This is a genomic window from Stutzerimonas chloritidismutans AW-1 (genome assembly GCF_000495915.1).
Lineage (GTDB): Bacteria > Pseudomonadota > Gammaproteobacteria > Pseudomonadales > Pseudomonadaceae > Stutzerimonas > Stutzerimonas chloritidismutans.
The window spans coordinates 106,290-120,305 of record NZ_AOFQ01000030.1; the positions used below are offsets into that span (position 1 = coordinate 106,290).

General features: G+C 57.2%; 17 protein-coding genes and 1 tRNA gene. 5 read left to right on the forward strand and 13 right to left on the reverse strand.

The genetic code is table 11. From position 1 onward, the window contains the following. A complete protein-coding gene (locus F753_RS35250) occupies window positions 1-345 on the forward strand; it encodes a YggL family protein (protein ID WP_014820690.1) in 345 nt (114 codons plus the stop codon). Here the strand turns inward: F753_RS35250 and F753_RS35255 are convergent. The 8 genes from F753_RS35255 to F753_RS35290 all read right to left on the reverse strand — a co-directional run bounded on the left by F753_RS35255 (window position 329) and on the right by F753_RS35290 (window position 7,576). Beyond that, the gene (locus tag F753_RS35255; RefSeq protein WP_023445186.1) at window positions 329-1,423 is read right to left on the reverse strand and encodes an FUSC family protein; all 1,095 of its coding nucleotides are present in this window, start codon (window positions 1,421-1,423) and stop codon (window positions 329-331) included. The genes F753_RS35250 and F753_RS35255 overlap by 17 nt on opposite strands. A 5-nt stretch (window positions 1,424-1,428) precedes the next feature. Next, window positions 1,429-2,760: a deoxyguanosinetriphosphate triphosphohydrolase gene (locus F753_RS35260; protein WP_023445187.1), complete on the reverse strand. Its 1,332-nt coding sequence runs from the start codon at window positions 2,758-2,760 to the stop codon at window positions 1,429-1,431. Window positions 2,761-2,924: 164 nt separating this feature from the next. Beyond that, a complete protein-coding gene (locus tag F753_RS35265) occupies window positions 2,925-3,245 on the reverse strand; it encodes a hypothetical protein (protein ID WP_023445188.1) in 321 nt (106 codons plus the stop codon). Continuing rightward, entirely contained in the window at window positions 3,242-3,622 is a 381-nt protein-coding gene (locus F753_RS35270; protein WP_003298343.1) for a phage holin family protein, read from the reverse strand. Before F753_RS35270 ends, F753_RS35265 begins: the two co-directional genes overlap by 4 nt. 14 nt (window positions 3,623-3,636) lie before the next feature. Next, complete coding sequence (locus tag F753_RS35275; RefSeq protein ID WP_003298345.1) at window positions 3,637-4,038, reverse strand: ElaB/YgaM/YqjD family protein; 402 nt, start codon at window positions 4,036-4,038, stop codon at window positions 3,637-3,639. 265 nt (window positions 4,039-4,303) lie between these two features. Beyond that, on the reverse strand, window positions 4,304-5,881 hold the full coding sequence (gene tnpC, locus F753_RS35280; RefSeq protein WP_023445189.1) for an IS66 family transposase: 1,578 nt from the start codon (window positions 5,879-5,881) through the stop codon (window positions 4,304-4,306). Between the two features lie 18 nt (window positions 5,882-5,899). Beyond that, window positions 5,900-6,259 carry an IS66 family insertion sequence element accessory protein TnpB gene (gene tnpB / locus F753_RS35285; RefSeq protein WP_023445190.1) on the reverse strand — a complete coding sequence of 120 codons (360 nt, stop codon included), beginning with the start codon at window positions 6,257-6,259 and terminating at the stop codon, window positions 5,900-5,902. Between the two features lie 48 nt (window positions 6,260-6,307). Further along, on the reverse strand, window positions 6,308-7,576 hold the full coding sequence (locus F753_RS35290; protein WP_023445191.1) for an OprD family porin: 1,269 nt from the start codon (window positions 7,574-7,576) through the stop codon (window positions 6,308-6,310). Between the two features lie 420 nt (window positions 7,577-7,996). Here F753_RS35290 and F753_RS0124875 point away from each other — a divergent pair, with 420 nt between their 5' ends. Continuing rightward, entirely contained in the window at window positions 7,997-8,242 is a 246-nt protein-coding gene (locus F753_RS0124875) for a glutaredoxin family protein (protein ID WP_031297609.1), read from the forward strand. Window positions 8,243-8,325: 83 nt separating this feature from the next. On the opposite strand, the gene F753_RS35295 is transcribed toward F753_RS0124875, so the two are convergent. The 3 genes from F753_RS35295 to mobA all read right to left on the reverse strand — a co-directional run bounded on the left by F753_RS35295 (window position 8,326) and on the right by mobA (window position 9,430). Continuing rightward, window positions 8,326-8,402 (reverse strand) — tRNA-Pro (locus F753_RS35295). Window positions 8,403-8,557: 155 nt separating this feature from the next. Then, window positions 8,558-8,779, reverse strand: coding sequence for a YgdI/YgdR family lipoprotein (locus tag F753_RS35300; RefSeq protein ID WP_003298350.1), 222 nt, complete (start codon window positions 8,777-8,779; stop codon window positions 8,558-8,560). Window positions 8,780-8,824: 45 nt separating this feature from the next. Then, window positions 8,825-9,430, reverse strand: coding sequence for a molybdenum cofactor guanylyltransferase MobA (gene mobA, locus F753_RS35305; RefSeq protein WP_023445193.1), 606 nt, complete (start codon window positions 9,428-9,430; stop codon window positions 8,825-8,827). 230 nt (window positions 9,431-9,660) lie between these two features. Here mobA and F753_RS35310 point away from each other — a divergent pair, with 230 nt between their 5' ends. Further along, entirely contained in the window at window positions 9,661-10,692 is a 1,032-nt protein-coding gene (locus F753_RS35310) for an acyltransferase family protein (RefSeq protein ID WP_023445194.1), read from the forward strand. Between the two features lie 74 nt (window positions 10,693-10,766). Here F753_RS35310 and F753_RS49840 read toward each other — a convergent pair whose 3' ends face one another. Continuing rightward, on the reverse strand, window positions 10,767-11,084 hold the full coding sequence (locus tag F753_RS49840; protein WP_179486276.1) for an I78 family peptidase inhibitor: 318 nt from the start codon (window positions 11,082-11,084) through the stop codon (window positions 10,767-10,769). Between the two features lie 184 nt (window positions 11,085-11,268). Here F753_RS49840 and F753_RS35320 point away from each other — a divergent pair, with 184 nt between their 5' ends. Continuing rightward, a complete protein-coding gene (locus F753_RS35320) occupies window positions 11,269-11,670 on the forward strand; it encodes a PA2779 family protein (RefSeq protein WP_003298355.1) in 402 nt (133 codons plus the stop codon). Continuing rightward, entirely contained in the window at window positions 11,667-12,620 is a 954-nt protein-coding gene (locus tag F753_RS35325) for a PA2778 family cysteine peptidase (protein ID WP_023445195.1), read from the forward strand. The genes F753_RS35320 and F753_RS35325 overlap by 4 nt, the downstream gene beginning before the upstream one ends. A 6-nt stretch (window positions 12,621-12,626) precedes the next feature. Here the strand turns inward: F753_RS35325 and F753_RS35330 are convergent, their stop codons facing one another. Continuing rightward, complete coding sequence (locus F753_RS35330) at window positions 12,627-13,910, reverse strand: NAD(P)/FAD-dependent oxidoreductase (protein WP_023445196.1); 1,284 nt, start codon at window positions 13,908-13,910, stop codon at window positions 12,627-12,629. Window positions 13,911-14,016: the final 106 nt, after the last annotated feature.

Sequence of the window (14,016 nt, forward strand, 5' to 3'; positions counted from 1 at the left end):
ATGGCTACCAATCGTTCGCGTCGCCTGCGTAAGAAACTCTGTGTCGATGAGTTCCAGGAGCTCGGCTTCGAGGTCAATCTCACCTACCGCGAAGGTATCGAAAGCAAGGCTGTGGACGACTTCCTCGAAGCTTTTATCAGCGAAGCGATGGAAGCCAATGAACTCGGCTATATCGGTGGTGAAGACTACGGTTTTGTCTGCCTTGGCCGCCGTGGCTCGGTCAGCGAAGAGCAGCGTGCAAAGGTCGACGCCTGGTTGAAAGGCCGCAGCGAGCTGGCTGAGTACAGTGTCAGCCCGCTGATGGACGTGTGGTATCCGGAAAACCCGATCAGGGCTGAGAAGTAGTCTCTTCGTCTGATCGTTGCGATGCTGCCCGCTGGGCCTTCCTGCGCGAACGCCTGGCCAGCAGCATCTGCAACACGTGCATCAGTGTTGCGATGAATAGCGCCACACCTACACCAATGGCAGCATTGATGAGCCGTATCTGCGGCAGGTTCCAGTCCTGGGCCAGCGTCTCTGCCAGCAGCAGGAACAGCAGCGTGGTCTGCAGGACGAATAGCCCGTAGTGATTCGCCTGAAACGCTCTGCCCAGCACGATAAGCGGCAGCAGGATCATCACCATCAGAGGCGGGTCAGCCAGGCCGTGGCCGATGTAGATCAGTATGGTCGCGGCCGCCAATATTCCAAGGCTGGCCTGTAGCGCCCGCACCAGACTCCGCTCCAAATCCATCTGCAGCGTGGTGAACACCGCCAGCGTCAGCCAGTAGCCTCTGGGCAGTTCAGCCATATTCACGATCACCCCGCCCAATGCTCCGGCCAGGATGTAGGTCAGGGCGTGCACACGCCATTGCCGGATCGGCGTTCGGCGAGCATGCCTGCGCAGCACCCGCAGGATGCTCATCAGCCGCGGCATATATGGCCACATGCGCAGCCCATGCATCCCCCGCAGGCCGAAGGCGAGCAAGGTAACCCAGAGTCCCCCGAGCGCGAAAAGAAAGGCTATCGCGTACGGGTTGTTGAACTCACCGATGCCGTGCTGCCCTTGGCCAAGGCAGAGGCAGATGGCCAGACCGATACCGAGCTTTCCCGCTTCGCTGCCGTAGCGCTGCAACCAAGCCAGCAGCAGGCCGTAGAAGGCGAACAGGCCGAGACTGATCAGTGGATGAGTCGCCGACCAGAAGCCCAGTCCGGCACTCCCGGCGCCCAGCGCGATGAGTAACAGCATGCGCAGCATGCCGAAGCGATGAAGTGGGTTGGCCTTGGCCGCCTGAAAGGCGCCGACCGTTGCCCAGAGGAAGCCGGGATGGCCACTGAACAGCCCCAGCAGCAACGGCAAGGCGCAACCAAAGCCGGCCACCATGGCAGCGCCCCAGGCGGGGTGCACGGGGTGCCAGTGGATGCTTTGCCGCAGCAGGCGCTTCATGTGGGTCAAACCGGGCTGGAGCGGCCGGTCATCTCGCCGGCCATCTCCGTGGCGTAGCTATCGGTCATGCCTGCGATGAAGTCGATCATGCGCAGGAACGACTGATAGAGCGGTAGCTCGGGCGAGGGCGCGCTGCGTCCGAGCAGGTCGAGGATCCGCTGATTCTTGAACGAGGGGGTACCGCCGCGATGTTGTTCCAGTGCTGCGCCGCAAAATGCATTGAGCAGTATTTCCAGCGTGGTATAGGCGCCTATCTCGTGCAGGGTTTTGCGCTTGTCCTGAAAAATCTTCTGCCGCGCCATCGCCTTTGCCTGCAATACGCACTCTTTGGCCGGCCCATGCATATGTTCGACCAGGTCACCGTGCAACTCGCCACGAAGCAGGTTGCTCTGCTGCTCGACGAAGGCACCAGCGGCCGCATTGGTCAGGTGTTCGATCGCCTTGCCGCGCAGAATGGCCAGTTTGCGCCGCCTTGAATCCCTCGGGCCCAGCTGACGATAGGTTTCCGGAATGTCATCGCCCACCAGAGCCAGTAACAGCGCTTCGACTTCCGAATATTCCAGCAGCTCCATCTCGAGGCCGTCTTCCAGGTCGATCAGGCCGTAACAGATGTCGTCTGCTGCCTCCATGAGGTAGACCAGAGGATGGCGGGCCCAGCGTTGCTCTGCGACGTTGGGCAGGTTCAGCTTCTGTGCAATTTGCTCGAGCAGCGGTTGCTCATTCTGATAGCACCCGAACTTGTGCTTCTTGTACCCCAGCGCCTCTGCATGGCGTGAAGTCCAGGGGTACTTGAGATACGTGCCGAGGGTGGCGTAGGTCAGTCGCGTTCCACCGTCGAACTGGTGGTATTCGAGTTGCGTAAGCACTCGAAATCCCTGTGCGTTGCCTTCGAAGTTGAGAAAGTCCGCGCGTTGCGCGTCGCTCATATCGTCGAGCCATCCGCGCCCTGCGGCCTGCTGGAACCAGCAGCGAATAGCATCCTCGCCGGAGTGGCCAAAGGGCGGATTGCCAATGTCGTGGGCCAAGCAGGCCGACTGGACGATCATGCCAAGGTCGGCCGGGCTGCACCATTCTGGCATGTCATCGCGCAATACTTCACCGACACGCATACCGAGTGAGCGGCCTACGCAGCTCACCTCCAGCGAGTGGGTGAGGCGGGTATGGATGTGATCGTTGCTGGAAACTGGATGAACCTGAGTCTTGCGCCCGAGCCGGCGAAAGGCGCCCGAAAAAATGATCCGATCATGATCCTTGTGAAAAGGGCTGCGGCCCAACTCGTCGCTACTGTGGGCGGATTTGCCGAGTCGTTCGCGGGTAAGCAGTGTGTGCCAGTCCAAGGACCATCTCCGTATTGCCATTAGCGGGCTGGTGCAAAGCTACCACAACTGCCGAATCGCTGATCGGTGCTGGCGTATTAGAAGGATAACCAGTTCAGAGGCGTGGCAGGCTACCCGCGGTTGGCCGCGGGTACAGTGTTATTCAGCCAGGGTAGGCGGCTGGGCTAGTGCAGCTTTTCCCGCAGCTTTTGCTGACCCTTGATTAGCGGATATAGCGTCAGCGCCACGCGAGCCAGCTTTCCCATTTTCCCCATCCTGCGTCCGAACAGCGCGAGTACGACCGTCGCAGCGATCATCATCGGTCCCTTGCCTGAACTGTGTTCGCTGGATGTTCGACGCGAACTTACGAAACTCTTCATCTGCTGCAGTGGATGTGAAAGGGGTTGCGCGTGGTAGAGCATCTGTTGACGGTGCATTTCCATGCGCAGTCGCACCAGATCCTTGCGCATGCTCAGATCATTCGATGTGCTCAACGGTTGGCTCATGGCAGTAATCGCTCCCGGTTGCGCTCCAGTTCTTCAAGCGTGGCCTGGAACGGTGCGGCACATTGTTTGGCGAGCGAAGCGGCCCGGCTCACGCAGATGATCATCACCACTGCGTAGATCGCGCATAGCGTAAGAATCGCCGCGATGCGATGAGTTTCCCAGAAGGCGATGACGATAGCCGCGGAAAGCCCAACCAGGATCAGCAGGCCGAGAATCAGGCTGACGCCGGCCAGGAGAAATAGCCGAAAGGTTCGGGCTTTCTCTTCCTGGACCTCTATGCCTACAAGTTCCAGGTGCCCCTGGAGCAGGCCGACGAATGCGCCGCCCAGCTTCTTAAGCGATGGCTTGGGGGCTTCGGTGCCGGGCTTCGCTTCCATTGCTGGCTCTCCCATCAGCGGCGTGAAATCAGACCGAGCAGAAAGCCGACCCCGGCAGCGATGCCGATCGATTGCCAGGGATGGGTGTGTACATATTCCTCGGTGCACTGGATGGCAGCCTGACCCTGCTCGCGCATCGAGCCTTCCCGCTCCTTGAGCATTTCACGAGCCTTGGCAATGTTTGCGTTGATCTTGCTGCGCAGCTCTTCGGTTTGGCCGCCTGCGGTTTCCTGAGTGTGCTTGAGCAGACGCTCAGTGTCGCCGATCAGAGTATGAAACTCTTCAATCAGTGCGTTCTGCGCAGCTTGCAGGTTGCGACGATGGGCAGATGTATCGATCAGGGGGCGGGTGCTCCCAGCGGGACCTTCGGGAATCGGGGTGTTATCGCTGGTGCCGAAAGTGGACTCGGTAGACATGCGCAGCTCCTCTTGATTCTTCGGGGCAAAAGGCCCCGTTGCCTCAAGTTTCGAGCATTGCGCCTCGTTAAAGGTTCCCCGCTTCGTTGAGCCGTGTAGACGCATATGCAACTGCGTTGGAATCACTGCTGTTGGTAAAAAAGAAAACCCGCCGAAGCGGGTTTTCCTGTCTACAGCAGAGAGTGCAGTAGCCGCTATTACATCAGCGGGATGGTGTAGCTGAGTAAGCGCTCCATAAACCCCGTCCTAGCGGACGGGGTTGTTTTCAGGAAGCAGCTGGCGCTGGCGAGCAGTTCCACGGCAACAGCGCTTCGTAGCCTTCGACGCTGTTGACCTGAGGCAGGCGCTCAAGGATGTGGCGCAGGTAGGCGTAGGGCTCCTGGCCATTGGCTTTGGCGGTTTCGATCAGACTATAGATCTGTGCGCTGGCCGTGGCGCCTTTGGGTGTGTCGCTGAACAGCCAGTTTTTGCGGCCGATGACGAACGGGCGGATGGCGTTCTCGGCGCGGTTGTTGTCGATGGGCAGGTTTCCGCCTTCGATGTAGCGCTCCAGGCGGCTCCAGTTGTTCTCCAAGTAGTTCACCGCCTTGCCCAGGGAGGTCTGTCCGGCGACCTGCGGCTGAGCTTTGTCGAGCCAGGCTTTGAGCTGGTCGAGCACTGGTTGACTGCGCTGTTGGCGGGCACTCAGGCGTTCAGCGTCGCTGGCGTCTTTCAGCTCGCGCTCGATACCGTAGAGTTTGTTGATCAGGTTCAGGGCCATGTCGGCTCGCCCAGTTTTGCCTTTAGGCTGCACCTTCTGCGCCTCGATAAATTTGCGCCTCGCATGGGCCCAGCAGGCCAGCCGCTCGATGCCCGCTTGCGCGGCCACGGCGTTGTAGCCGGAGTAGTCGTCGGTCATTAAATAACCGCAATAGCCGGTGAGCAGGCGCAAGGGTACGTCCTGCGCACGACTGGTTGTGTAGTCGAAGAGGATCACCGGCCTGTCTGGCGGGCCGCCGGTTTGCACCCACATCCAGGATTGGCTGCTCGGGCCGCGCCCCGGTTCTTTGAGCACCTGCACCCGGGTTTCGTCGCAGTGCAACACCGGATAATCCAGCAGCGTGTCGCGCATCAAGTTGAGCAAGGGTTGCAGATAGTCACCGCATTGGATCACCCAGCGAGCCAGGGTCTGCCGCGGGATGTCGATGCCATGGCGATGGAGGACTTTCTCGAAGCGGTACAGCGGGATGCCGTCGGCGTACTTGGTGGTCAGCAGCATCGCCAACACGCTGGGCGTAGCCAGGCTTTTCTCAATCAGTTGCGCGGGCTTGTCCGCGGTGATCGGGGCGGCTTCGCAGGCTTTGCAGGCGTAGGTCTTACGGATATGGCGGATGACCCGCACCTGCATCGGGATGATTTCCAGCTGTTCGCTGGTTTCCTCACCGATCACTTGCTTGCAAGCACCGCAGGCACAGGTCAGCTCGTGCTCGGGCAGCTCATGGATAACCTCAACGCGCGGCAACTCAGCCGGCAGTGGTTTACGCTTGCCACGACGTTTGACCGGCGCGACGACGTCTTCCTCGATCTCTTCGGCAGTAGTTTCGGGCGCGGCTTCGGTGAGGCTTTCGGCTTCGGTGAGGCTTTCGGCTTCGTTGAAAATCTCCAACTGCGGCGAGTCAGGATCGGCCGTCTGCTCGGATTTGCGACCGAACAGGCGTTGGATCAGCAGTGCGTTTTGTTCGCGCAGGTGCTCGATCTGCCCGTCCTTGTCCTTGGCCAATTTCTGTGCAGAAGACAGCACCTCAGCGAGCAATTGCTTGAGCGCTGCGGGGTCGTCAGGAAGGGGTTCAGGCACGGAAATCATGCCATGGATTATACCGGCTCAAGTCACGAAACGTGGTGTCAGCACCTTGTGCGGTTGATTGCCCCAGAGGTCGATGCCCTCCAGCAACTGATTCAATTCCCGCACCGTCAGCTCGATCGCTTCGTCACCGGCATCCGGTTTGGTCTTGAACCGCTCGGCCTCCAAGCGCTTGAGCCACAAACAGAAACCGTTACGATGCCAATACAGAATTTTCACTTGGTTGCGCGTGCGGTTGAGAAAAACGAACAACGCCGGGTCGAACACCGCCACCTTGATATCCAACTCGACCAAGGCGGCCAGACCGTTGATGGATTTGCGGAAATCGACCGGCTTGGGGTAAAGGTAAACGGCTTTGACCTTGGGGTCGGGACGCATCATGGGCTGGGCTCCAGGAAAATCGGGAGCACAGCATCTGTGGGCCTTCACTTAACTTGAAGGTGTGGTTTGTGGAGCGGTTACGTAGCTGACGATCAGACGGTTCTCATTAATATCGCGGGTGTTGGTGCTGCGATATGTACCGTTACGCCATTTAACACCGAGATTCTTCAAGGCGCCTTCTTGGAATACGTAGGTGATATCGGTGTCGCGCTCCCACTCTTTACCACCGTTGGAGCCGTCAGTTCTATCGAAGCCATCACCGGTGACGTAGCGGGTCATCAGGCTCAGGCCGGGAATGCCGATGGAGGCAAAGTTGAAGTCGTAGCGGGCCTGCCATGATTTTTCATCAGCTTTGGCAAAGTCCGGACCAATCATTACATAGTTCACCAGATAAGGATCGGACCAGCCGCCGACGAAGGCGAAGCCGGTATCACCATTCATTTCCTGATAGCCCAAGCCAAAGCTATGGCCGCTGACCGAGTAGGTGACCATTGCGCCCAAGGCCTTGTTGTCGACATTAGAAGAACCATCGTCTGTCGAGCGGGCATAGCGCAGATCGGTTTTCAGCGACTGCTTCTCACCAAGCGGTAGAACATGAATCAGATTGAAAGAGTGCTGCTTGTAAGCTTCTTCAAGATTGCTGTAGTAATAGGCACCGGTAAGGTTGTCCATCAACTTGTAAGTAGCACCAGCAAAAATGAAATCATCAATGCTACCGCCGCCTAATGAAGCACCGTTCAGAAGTGCTGTCAGGTCATCATAGTTCGAGTCGTTACGCTCGTTAACTTCCGTTATGTAACCCGCATCTAATGTCAATCCTTCAACTTCATTGGAGACGATCTGTCCGCCTTTGAAGGTTTGTGGGAGCATGCGAGAGTCACTGCGGTGAAGAGCCATGTTCTTTGGCTCAAGCGTGCCAACTTTCAGAATTGTCTTGGAGATTTTTACTTTGGCAGTTAGGCCAAGCTGGGAATAATCATCGGGTGCAGACCCATCATTATCGACCGGCAGTATGTTTGTTCCGGTGCGGTCAGGGCTGGAGTCGAGTTTTACCCCCAACAGACCCAGAGCATCGACGCCGAAGCCGACAGTGCCTTCGGTGAATCCTGACTCAACTCGTAGCAGGAAGCCCTGAGCCCATTCATCTCGCTTGTTCTGACCAGCACCTTCGCGGAAGTCACGGTTGAAGTAGAAGTTACGCAGCTCCAGGCCAGCCTTTGTATCTTCGATAAAAGCAGCTTGAGCCATGGAAGGAATGGCTAGGGTTGCTCCCAGAGTGGCCAGGGCCACGCCCCGGGCGATTGGGGTCTTGAGCATTTCTTGTTCTCCTCGTTGGATGATGCTCTGAAGGTCGCTCTTACGGCGACATGCAATAAAACATTTCATCATTGTTTCAGCCTTTAGACTTTAGTCGCCAAGTCCCGCAAGTCAACGTGCTAGACGGTCGCGGGCATATCGTGCATGTGCGCGATATTCGTGTACGACCCGTAAAGTGGCACAAGACAACGGCCTGGCGGTTAAAGACTAAAGGGTGTGCGGGCGATCTGCGTCGCCGCGGGTGGCAGCATCCTAGCGTTTTGCTCGGGCAGAGTCGAATGGCCATCGCATAATCGCCTGATGAGTGAGGCTGAATTCACATTTTCGTTGCTGGTGCGTCTGCCGACCGAAGTCATTTATCAATGGCGCGCCGAATAACGCTTGCTAGAATTCGAGCACATAACATTGCGAGAACGTCAGATGTTACCGGAATGCCAACTGTTCGGGACCTTGGGCTGCCATCTATGCGAGCAGGCTGAGGAAGTGCTCATGCCTTTGGTCGAATATGGGCTGCTGGTCGAGTTGATCGATATCGCTGAGCGCCCTGATTGGGTCGAGGATTACGCTTTGCGAATCCCGGTGCTTCGTCGCGTCGATACCGGTTCCGAATTGGACTGGCCGTTCGAGGCAGAGCAGGTGGTGAGTTTTCTTCAGGGTTCGACGTGATGTTGAACAAATTACAGGCATAAAAAAACCGGCATGTTTGCCGGTTTTTTGTTCAGCTAAGCAGCTAGCTGAACAGCGGGATATGGTCGGAGCGACTGGATTCGAACCAGCGACCTTCTCGTCCCGAACGAGACGCGCTACCAAGCTGCGCTACGCTCCGAAGATGGCGCGCATTCTACAGAAAAAGTTTTGTTGCACAAGGTGTTAGGAGGGGTTTTTTTGGGGGGGCGGCCAGCCTTTTACGAGCTGCTAGCGGAACAACCGACCTTCGCGGCAGATAACCTAGGATCTATCTTGTGCGAAGGTCGACCTGGCTCAGAGTTCTCGTACGGTGCGAACCTGATCCTTGTTCACTTTCCCTGGCTTGCCATCGATTTGCTCATATTCGTAGAAGCCCGACTCGTCATCGAAATCGGGATGGTCCAGAGTTTGAATTTCACGACCATCGTTGAGCGTGATCACGCTGGGGTTCGCGCAGCCGGCAAGGACGGTAAAGCCCAGCGCGAGTAGCAGGGCGGGGATGATGCGTGGTTGCATGACGCTATTCCTTCTGCGGGTTCGATACCCATGGGACGAAACCCACTAGGACGAAGTTCCGCTCGAGCCAGTGATCTTGAGCAGCTCCGGTGTATTCAGGTTGGCGAGGCGGGGGTCGCCCCGGTGTACCTCAAGCGCACGGGCGCCAAGCTGAAGAAGTGCACGCAAAGGGCTGCGTTCTCCAGATTGCCAGCAAGCGTCAACTTCGGACCTTCGGCCGGTGGGAATTATGCTGAACAGGGGCTCCCACTGGCCTTCGCAGCTCAGCATGACTGGCCTGTCTGGCTGTTCGAGCGCGGTCTGGTAGAGCGACTGCAGCAAGGGGCGATCAATCAACGGGGTGTCGCATGGCAGTACGAGCATCCAGGCGTTGCGAGCAGCTGCAAGACCGCTGCGTATTCCTGCAAGGGGCCCGGGGAATCCCTGCTCTTCATCGCTAATCAATTGATCGGCATAGGCCGAGTAGCGGGCTCGATTGCGGTTGCAGGACAGCAGGAGGTCGTCTGTCAATGGCTGAACGGTCTCATGCAACCATGCAATCAATGGGCGTCCCTGCCATTCGACCAGTCCTTTGTCCTGTCCTCCCATGCGTTGCCCACGGCCACCCGCCAGAAGCAGGATGGAGCAGGAAGGCAGTAGCGGGTCGGGCATATCATCGCTCCAGAAAAGCTTGCATATAGCGCTCGGGCTGGCGGCCAGGCAACGTGCGTGCGGGAGGTGTGGAGGCCGGGCGCTCGGTTTATTGGAATCTGTGTCGCGCTTCGGCGACCCAGGAGTGCTTCAGCTAAACCAATGAAAAATCCTGTTGTCTATCTCCTCCATCCACTTTCTCTGGAAGCGGGTGCCGCCTGCTCATTGGCTGATACAAGGAGAACAATCAAATGCAGGAGAGAAACGTTTGGGTTGATTATGCCAAGGCGATCGGAATCATTCTTGTTGTCTACGGGCATGTCGCGCGAGGCGTATTCAATGCCGGGTTGCCGATGGATGAGGCGCGATTCGTGCTGGTCGACAGCATCATTTACAGCTTTCACATGCCGCTGTTCTTCTTCCTGTCGGGTTTATTCTTCTTCGATTCGTTGCAGAAGCGGGGCCGGGGCGGGTTGATCATCAACAAGGTCGACACAATCGTCTATCCCTTTATTGTCTGGTCTTTACTACAAGGTCTGTTCGAAGTCGTCCTGTCGAATTACACGAACGGTCAGGTCACCTTGGTTGAGGTGTTCTCGTTGCTCTGGATGCCGCGAGCGCAGTTCTGGTTCCTGTACGCTCTGTTTCTGGTGTTCGTGGTTTGTGCGTTTCTTTATGCGCGAGCAGATCGGCGCTATTTCCTGCCATTCGTGGTCCTGTTTGGCTTGCTGTATGTCTTCCAGCAGGATCTGACGGTAAACAACATGACCCGCTTTATCCTGGGCAATACCGTCTTCTTTGCATTGGGCGTCTGGTTCAACGAGGTCAAGACGTTCTTCCTTGCGCGTTATACCCAGCTGACACTATTTTTTGGTGCGCTGTTCATCCTGGGGCAGTACCTGTTTCATGTGACCTTCGGTCTGAACTATGCCGATGGGGGCATGGCGGTACTCGCGCTTGCAACCATATCCATCTTCTTCATGATCGCGTTGTCGATGTGGCTAGGTCAGTTTCGCGTGGATTGGTTTCTGTTCATCGGCGTTTCGTCGATGACGATCTACCTGATGCATATTCTGGCCGGTAGCGGGGTGCGGGTAATACTCAGCAAATTCCTCGGTATTGATTCAATCACAGCGCATCTGGTTATCGGAACGCTGATCGGTACGGCGGCTCCGTTGTTGGCGCAAGTCGTGATCAATCGCTACAAACTGTACTTCTTGCTTACCCCGCCCAAGCAGATTTCGGCATCTCAGTTCCATATGCGCAAGGCTGTCGCCCACTAGCGCGGCCCTGTCATGCACCGACGCAGATGCCGCTCAGCAGGCCATGCTTGCTGAGCGGTATCGCGCATGCGGTATTAGCCGCAGCCGATGCGCTCTATGGTCATATCCTTGTCGGTATAGATATTCAGTCTCTGCGAGTTGTATTCCAGCGTGACGATATCGTCGGGCCGCAGGACCCGCGCGGTGATTGCCCCGGATTGCTCCCTTGCTCGTTCAAGTATTTCTGGCGTGACGGTTTGGCCCGTCAAGCTTGCCACGGAATCGGCGTTGCACCGTCCGACTGACTCAGTCGGGCTGCTGTTTGACGGTGCTGTGGAAGTCGTTTGACAGCCTGTCAGTACAAATGCGGCCGAGGCTATGGCAATTGGTAGGGCTCGTTTGATGCGCTGCACAGCCTCTCCTTTTTCGTCTGGTTTGTCGGAGCGCAACTACTATCAAAGATACGGGTATGCCGATAGGCCTCCATGCCAGTTGGAAAAAACAGCTGTGGATGGGAACCGAAGCGGCGTTGGCTCGTCTTAATGGCTGATGGCGCTTTGCAATCCCCTGGCTGCAAGAAAAATAAGGAGTTCCGCTATGTTCAATTCCCCCCTACTCAAGCGTGTCGCTACGGTGCTAGCTGCTCTGCACTTGCTTCTGGTAGCTCAAGTTCCGCTGGCGCAAGCTGCGATGATCGGCACGCCTGAGGTTGTTGCTGAACATCAGCAGCAGGTCGATCGGCAACAGTTGCTGACGATGCTGGATGATCAGGATGTGCAAAAGAAGCTGGAAGCGATGGGCGTCGAACGTGATCAGGTTGAAAAGCGCATCAACGGCCTGACGGCAGCGGAACTGGCCCAGTTCAATCAGCAACTTGATCAGGCCCCCGCAGGGGCAGGCGTTGTCGGCGTGATCGTGCTGTTCCTGGTGATCTTCATCATCACGGACATGCTATGTGCCACTAATATTTTCAACTTCGTCAACTGCATCAATCGTTGAGCCAGCGGCTACTCATACTGCTCCTGATCGGTCTTCTCGGGGGCTGTGCGCGAACGACGGTTACGCTTGTCGATCATGCTCAGCTCCCGACAAGAGCCGAGTTGGTGGACGTTCCGTTCTACCCGCAGGAAGACTACCAATGCGGACCCGCTGCATTGGCAACCATGCTCGTGCAGCGTGACATCGAAGTAACGCCGGAAGCGCTTGTAGAGCAGGTCTACATTCCCAAGCGCAAAGGCAGCTTGCAGGTGGAGATGGTTGCTGCCGCCCGTTCTGCTGGGCTTCTTGTATATCCGCTGCAGCCTAGTCTCAGTGATCTTCTTGCCGAAGTCGCTGCGGGCAACCCGGTTCTGGTTCTACAGAACCTCGCTTTCGATCGTTGGCCTCAATGGCATTTTGCCGTGGTGGTGGGCTATGACCTTGCAGATCAGGAAATTGTGCTTAGGTCTGGCACTACCAAGCGTTTGGTGGTGAGTTTTCACGAGTTCGAGCGCTCGTGGCGCAAGGCGGAGCGCTGGGCCGTACTTACTTTGCAGCCACAGCGGATACCACAAACTGCGCAAGAAACTGTCTGGCTTCGCAGTGCCAGCGATCTGGAAGAGGTTGGGCAACTGCGCGCGGCTCGGGCGGCGTACGAAGCCGGCGCGAAGCGTTGGAACTCGGCGCTCACGCAGTTTGCTTTGGCGAACAGTCAGTATGCGGCTGGAGAAAAGGCTGCGGCTGAGGAATCGTTACGGCGCAGTGTTCGTCTCGACCCGGGCTTCGCCATTGGTTGGTTCAATCTATCGCAGGTAATGGCTGAGAAGGGTTGTGACGTGGGTGCTCGCCACGCACAGGCCTGTGCCCTGCGAATGGATCCGGATGATGATCGGCTCAGGGCGCCGCTGCCGGCCCTGGAGGGCAAGCGAGCGGCGCAATGCTTGCCGAGCCCGCCATGCGTGTCCAAGTGATCTCGGTCAGAAGCCAAGCCTGTCGCGCAGGTTGTAGTACATCGCTCCGAGAGCGCTGAGCGGTACCTGAAAACGCTGTCCTCCAGGGAAAGGGTAATGAGGCAGGCTGGCGAGCGCATCAAAGCGCTCTGCCTGGCCGCTCAGGGCCTCGGCGATCACCTTTCCAGCAACATGTGTATAGGTGACGCCATGACCGCTACAACCCTGCGAGTAGTAGATGTTGCTGCCCAGCCGCCCCACCTGGGGCAGCCGTGAAAGCGTCAGCAGGAAATTGCCTGTCCAGGCAAAGTCGATCTTCACTTTTTCCAGCTGCGGAAAGGTCTTCAGCATCTTGGGCCGTATGATCGATTCGATGTCGGCGGGATCACGTGCGCCGTACACTACGCCGCCCCCGTAGATGAGCCGTTTATCCGCTGAGAGCCGGTAGTAATCAAGCAGATAATTGCAGTCCTCTACGCAATAGTCCTGAGGCAGAAGGCTGTTTGCGAGTTCATCATCAAGTGGCTCCGTCGCGACCACTTGTGTGCCGCAAGGCATGGATTTGGCGGCGAGCTCGGGAATCAAATTGCCAAGATAGGCGTTGCCTGCTACCACGACGAATCTTGCGCGCACGGTCCCCTTTGGAGTGTGCACCAGCGGCGCGTCGCCATATTCGATGCGAAGCGCGGGGGATTGCTCGAAGATGCTGCCTCCCAGTGATTCAACAGCTTCTGCTTCTCCGAGTGCCAGATTGAGAGGGTGAATATGGCCGCCTTGCTTGTCGAGCATACCTCCGGCATAGCTCTCGCTAGCGACCACTCGCTGTATGCCTTGTTTATCCAGTAGCTCGAGGTGCGGGTAGCCATATCTTTCCCACAAGGCCTTCTGTGCTTCGAGGTGGTGCATCTGCTTCTGATTGAAGGCGGCAAATACGCCGCCGTCTTTCAGGTCGCACTGAATGCCATAGCGTGTTACACGTTCACGGATAATTCGTCCGCCTTCGAATGCCATATCCCCGATCAGCTTTGCTGCCGAGGCGCTCGCGCTGCGCTCGATGCTGTCAAGGTCTCGGCTGTAGCTGTTGACGATCTGCCCGCCATTGCGCCCAGAGGCGCCGAAGCCGACCCTGGCTGCTTCCAATATGATTACGCTGAAACCCTTTTCAAGAAGAAACAGGGCCGTCGACAGGCCTGTGTATCCGGCGCCGATCACGCACACGTCGGCCTGCTTGTTTTCCTGAAGTTCTTGTCGAACACCTGTCGCGTTGGCCGTCGCTGCGTAGTAGGAAGCGGGATAATTGTTGTGCGGCATCTTGGATTCTCTGTTCTGAATTTTTTACGCATCCTAGCGCTTGACCCTGTAGCTCGCCAGCGTCGCAACATTGCAAGCAGGAATTTTCAAAATTTCCAGATATCAG

What these genes read in the sequence shown, in the direction of transcription:
- F753_RS35310 (WP_023445194.1), top strand. Translation starts at nt 9,661, where the DNA reads ATGCAGGAGAGAAACGTTTGGGTTGATTATGCCAAGGCGATCGGAATC.
- F753_RS35265 (WP_023445188.1), bottom strand. Translation starts at nt 3,245, where the DNA reads ATGAGCCAACCGTTGAGCACATCGAATGATCTGAGCATGCGCAAGGAT.
- F753_RS35320 (WP_003298355.1), top strand. Translation starts at nt 11,269, where the DNA reads ATGTTCAATTCCCCCCTACTCAAGCGTGTCGCTACGGTGCTAGCTGCT.
- F753_RS35290 (WP_023445191.1), bottom strand. Translation starts at nt 7,576, where the DNA reads ATGCTCAAGACCCCAATCGCCCGGGGCGTGGCCCTGGCCACTCTGGGA.
- mobA (WP_023445193.1), bottom strand. Translation starts at nt 9,430, where the DNA reads ATGCCCGACCCGCTACTGCCTTCCTGCTCCATCCTGCTTCTGGCGGGT.
- tnpC (WP_023445189.1), bottom strand. Translation starts at nt 5,881, where the DNA reads ATGATTTCCGTGCCTGAACCCCTTCCTGACGACCCCGCAGCGCTCAAG.
- F753_RS35300 (WP_003298350.1), bottom strand. Translation starts at nt 8,779, where the DNA reads ATGCAACCACGCATCATCCCCGCCCTGCTACTCGCGCTGGGCTTTACC.
- F753_RS35250 (WP_014820690.1), top strand. Translation starts at nt 1, where the DNA reads ATGGCTACCAATCGTTCGCGTCGCCTGCGTAAGAAACTCTGTGTCGAT.
- F753_RS35255 (WP_023445186.1), bottom strand. Translation starts at nt 1,423, where the DNA reads ATGAAGCGCCTGCTGCGGCAAAGCATCCACTGGCACCCCGTGCACCCC.
- F753_RS35275 (WP_003298345.1), bottom strand. Translation starts at nt 4,038, where the DNA reads ATGTCTACCGAGTCCACTTTCGGCACCAGCGATAACACCCCGATTCCC.
- F753_RS35270 (WP_003298343.1), bottom strand. Translation starts at nt 3,622, where the DNA reads ATGGAAGCGAAGCCCGGCACCGAAGCCCCCAAGCCATCGCTTAAGAAG.
- F753_RS0124875 (WP_031297609.1), top strand. Translation starts at nt 7,997, where the DNA reads ATGTTACCGGAATGCCAACTGTTCGGGACCTTGGGCTGCCATCTATGC.
- F753_RS35330 (WP_023445196.1), bottom strand. Translation starts at nt 13,910, where the DNA reads ATGCCGCACAACAATTATCCCGCTTCCTACTACGCAGCGACGGCCAAC.
- tnpB (WP_023445190.1), bottom strand. Translation starts at nt 6,259, where the DNA reads ATGATGCGTCCCGACCCCAAGGTCAAAGCCGTTTACCTTTACCCCAAG.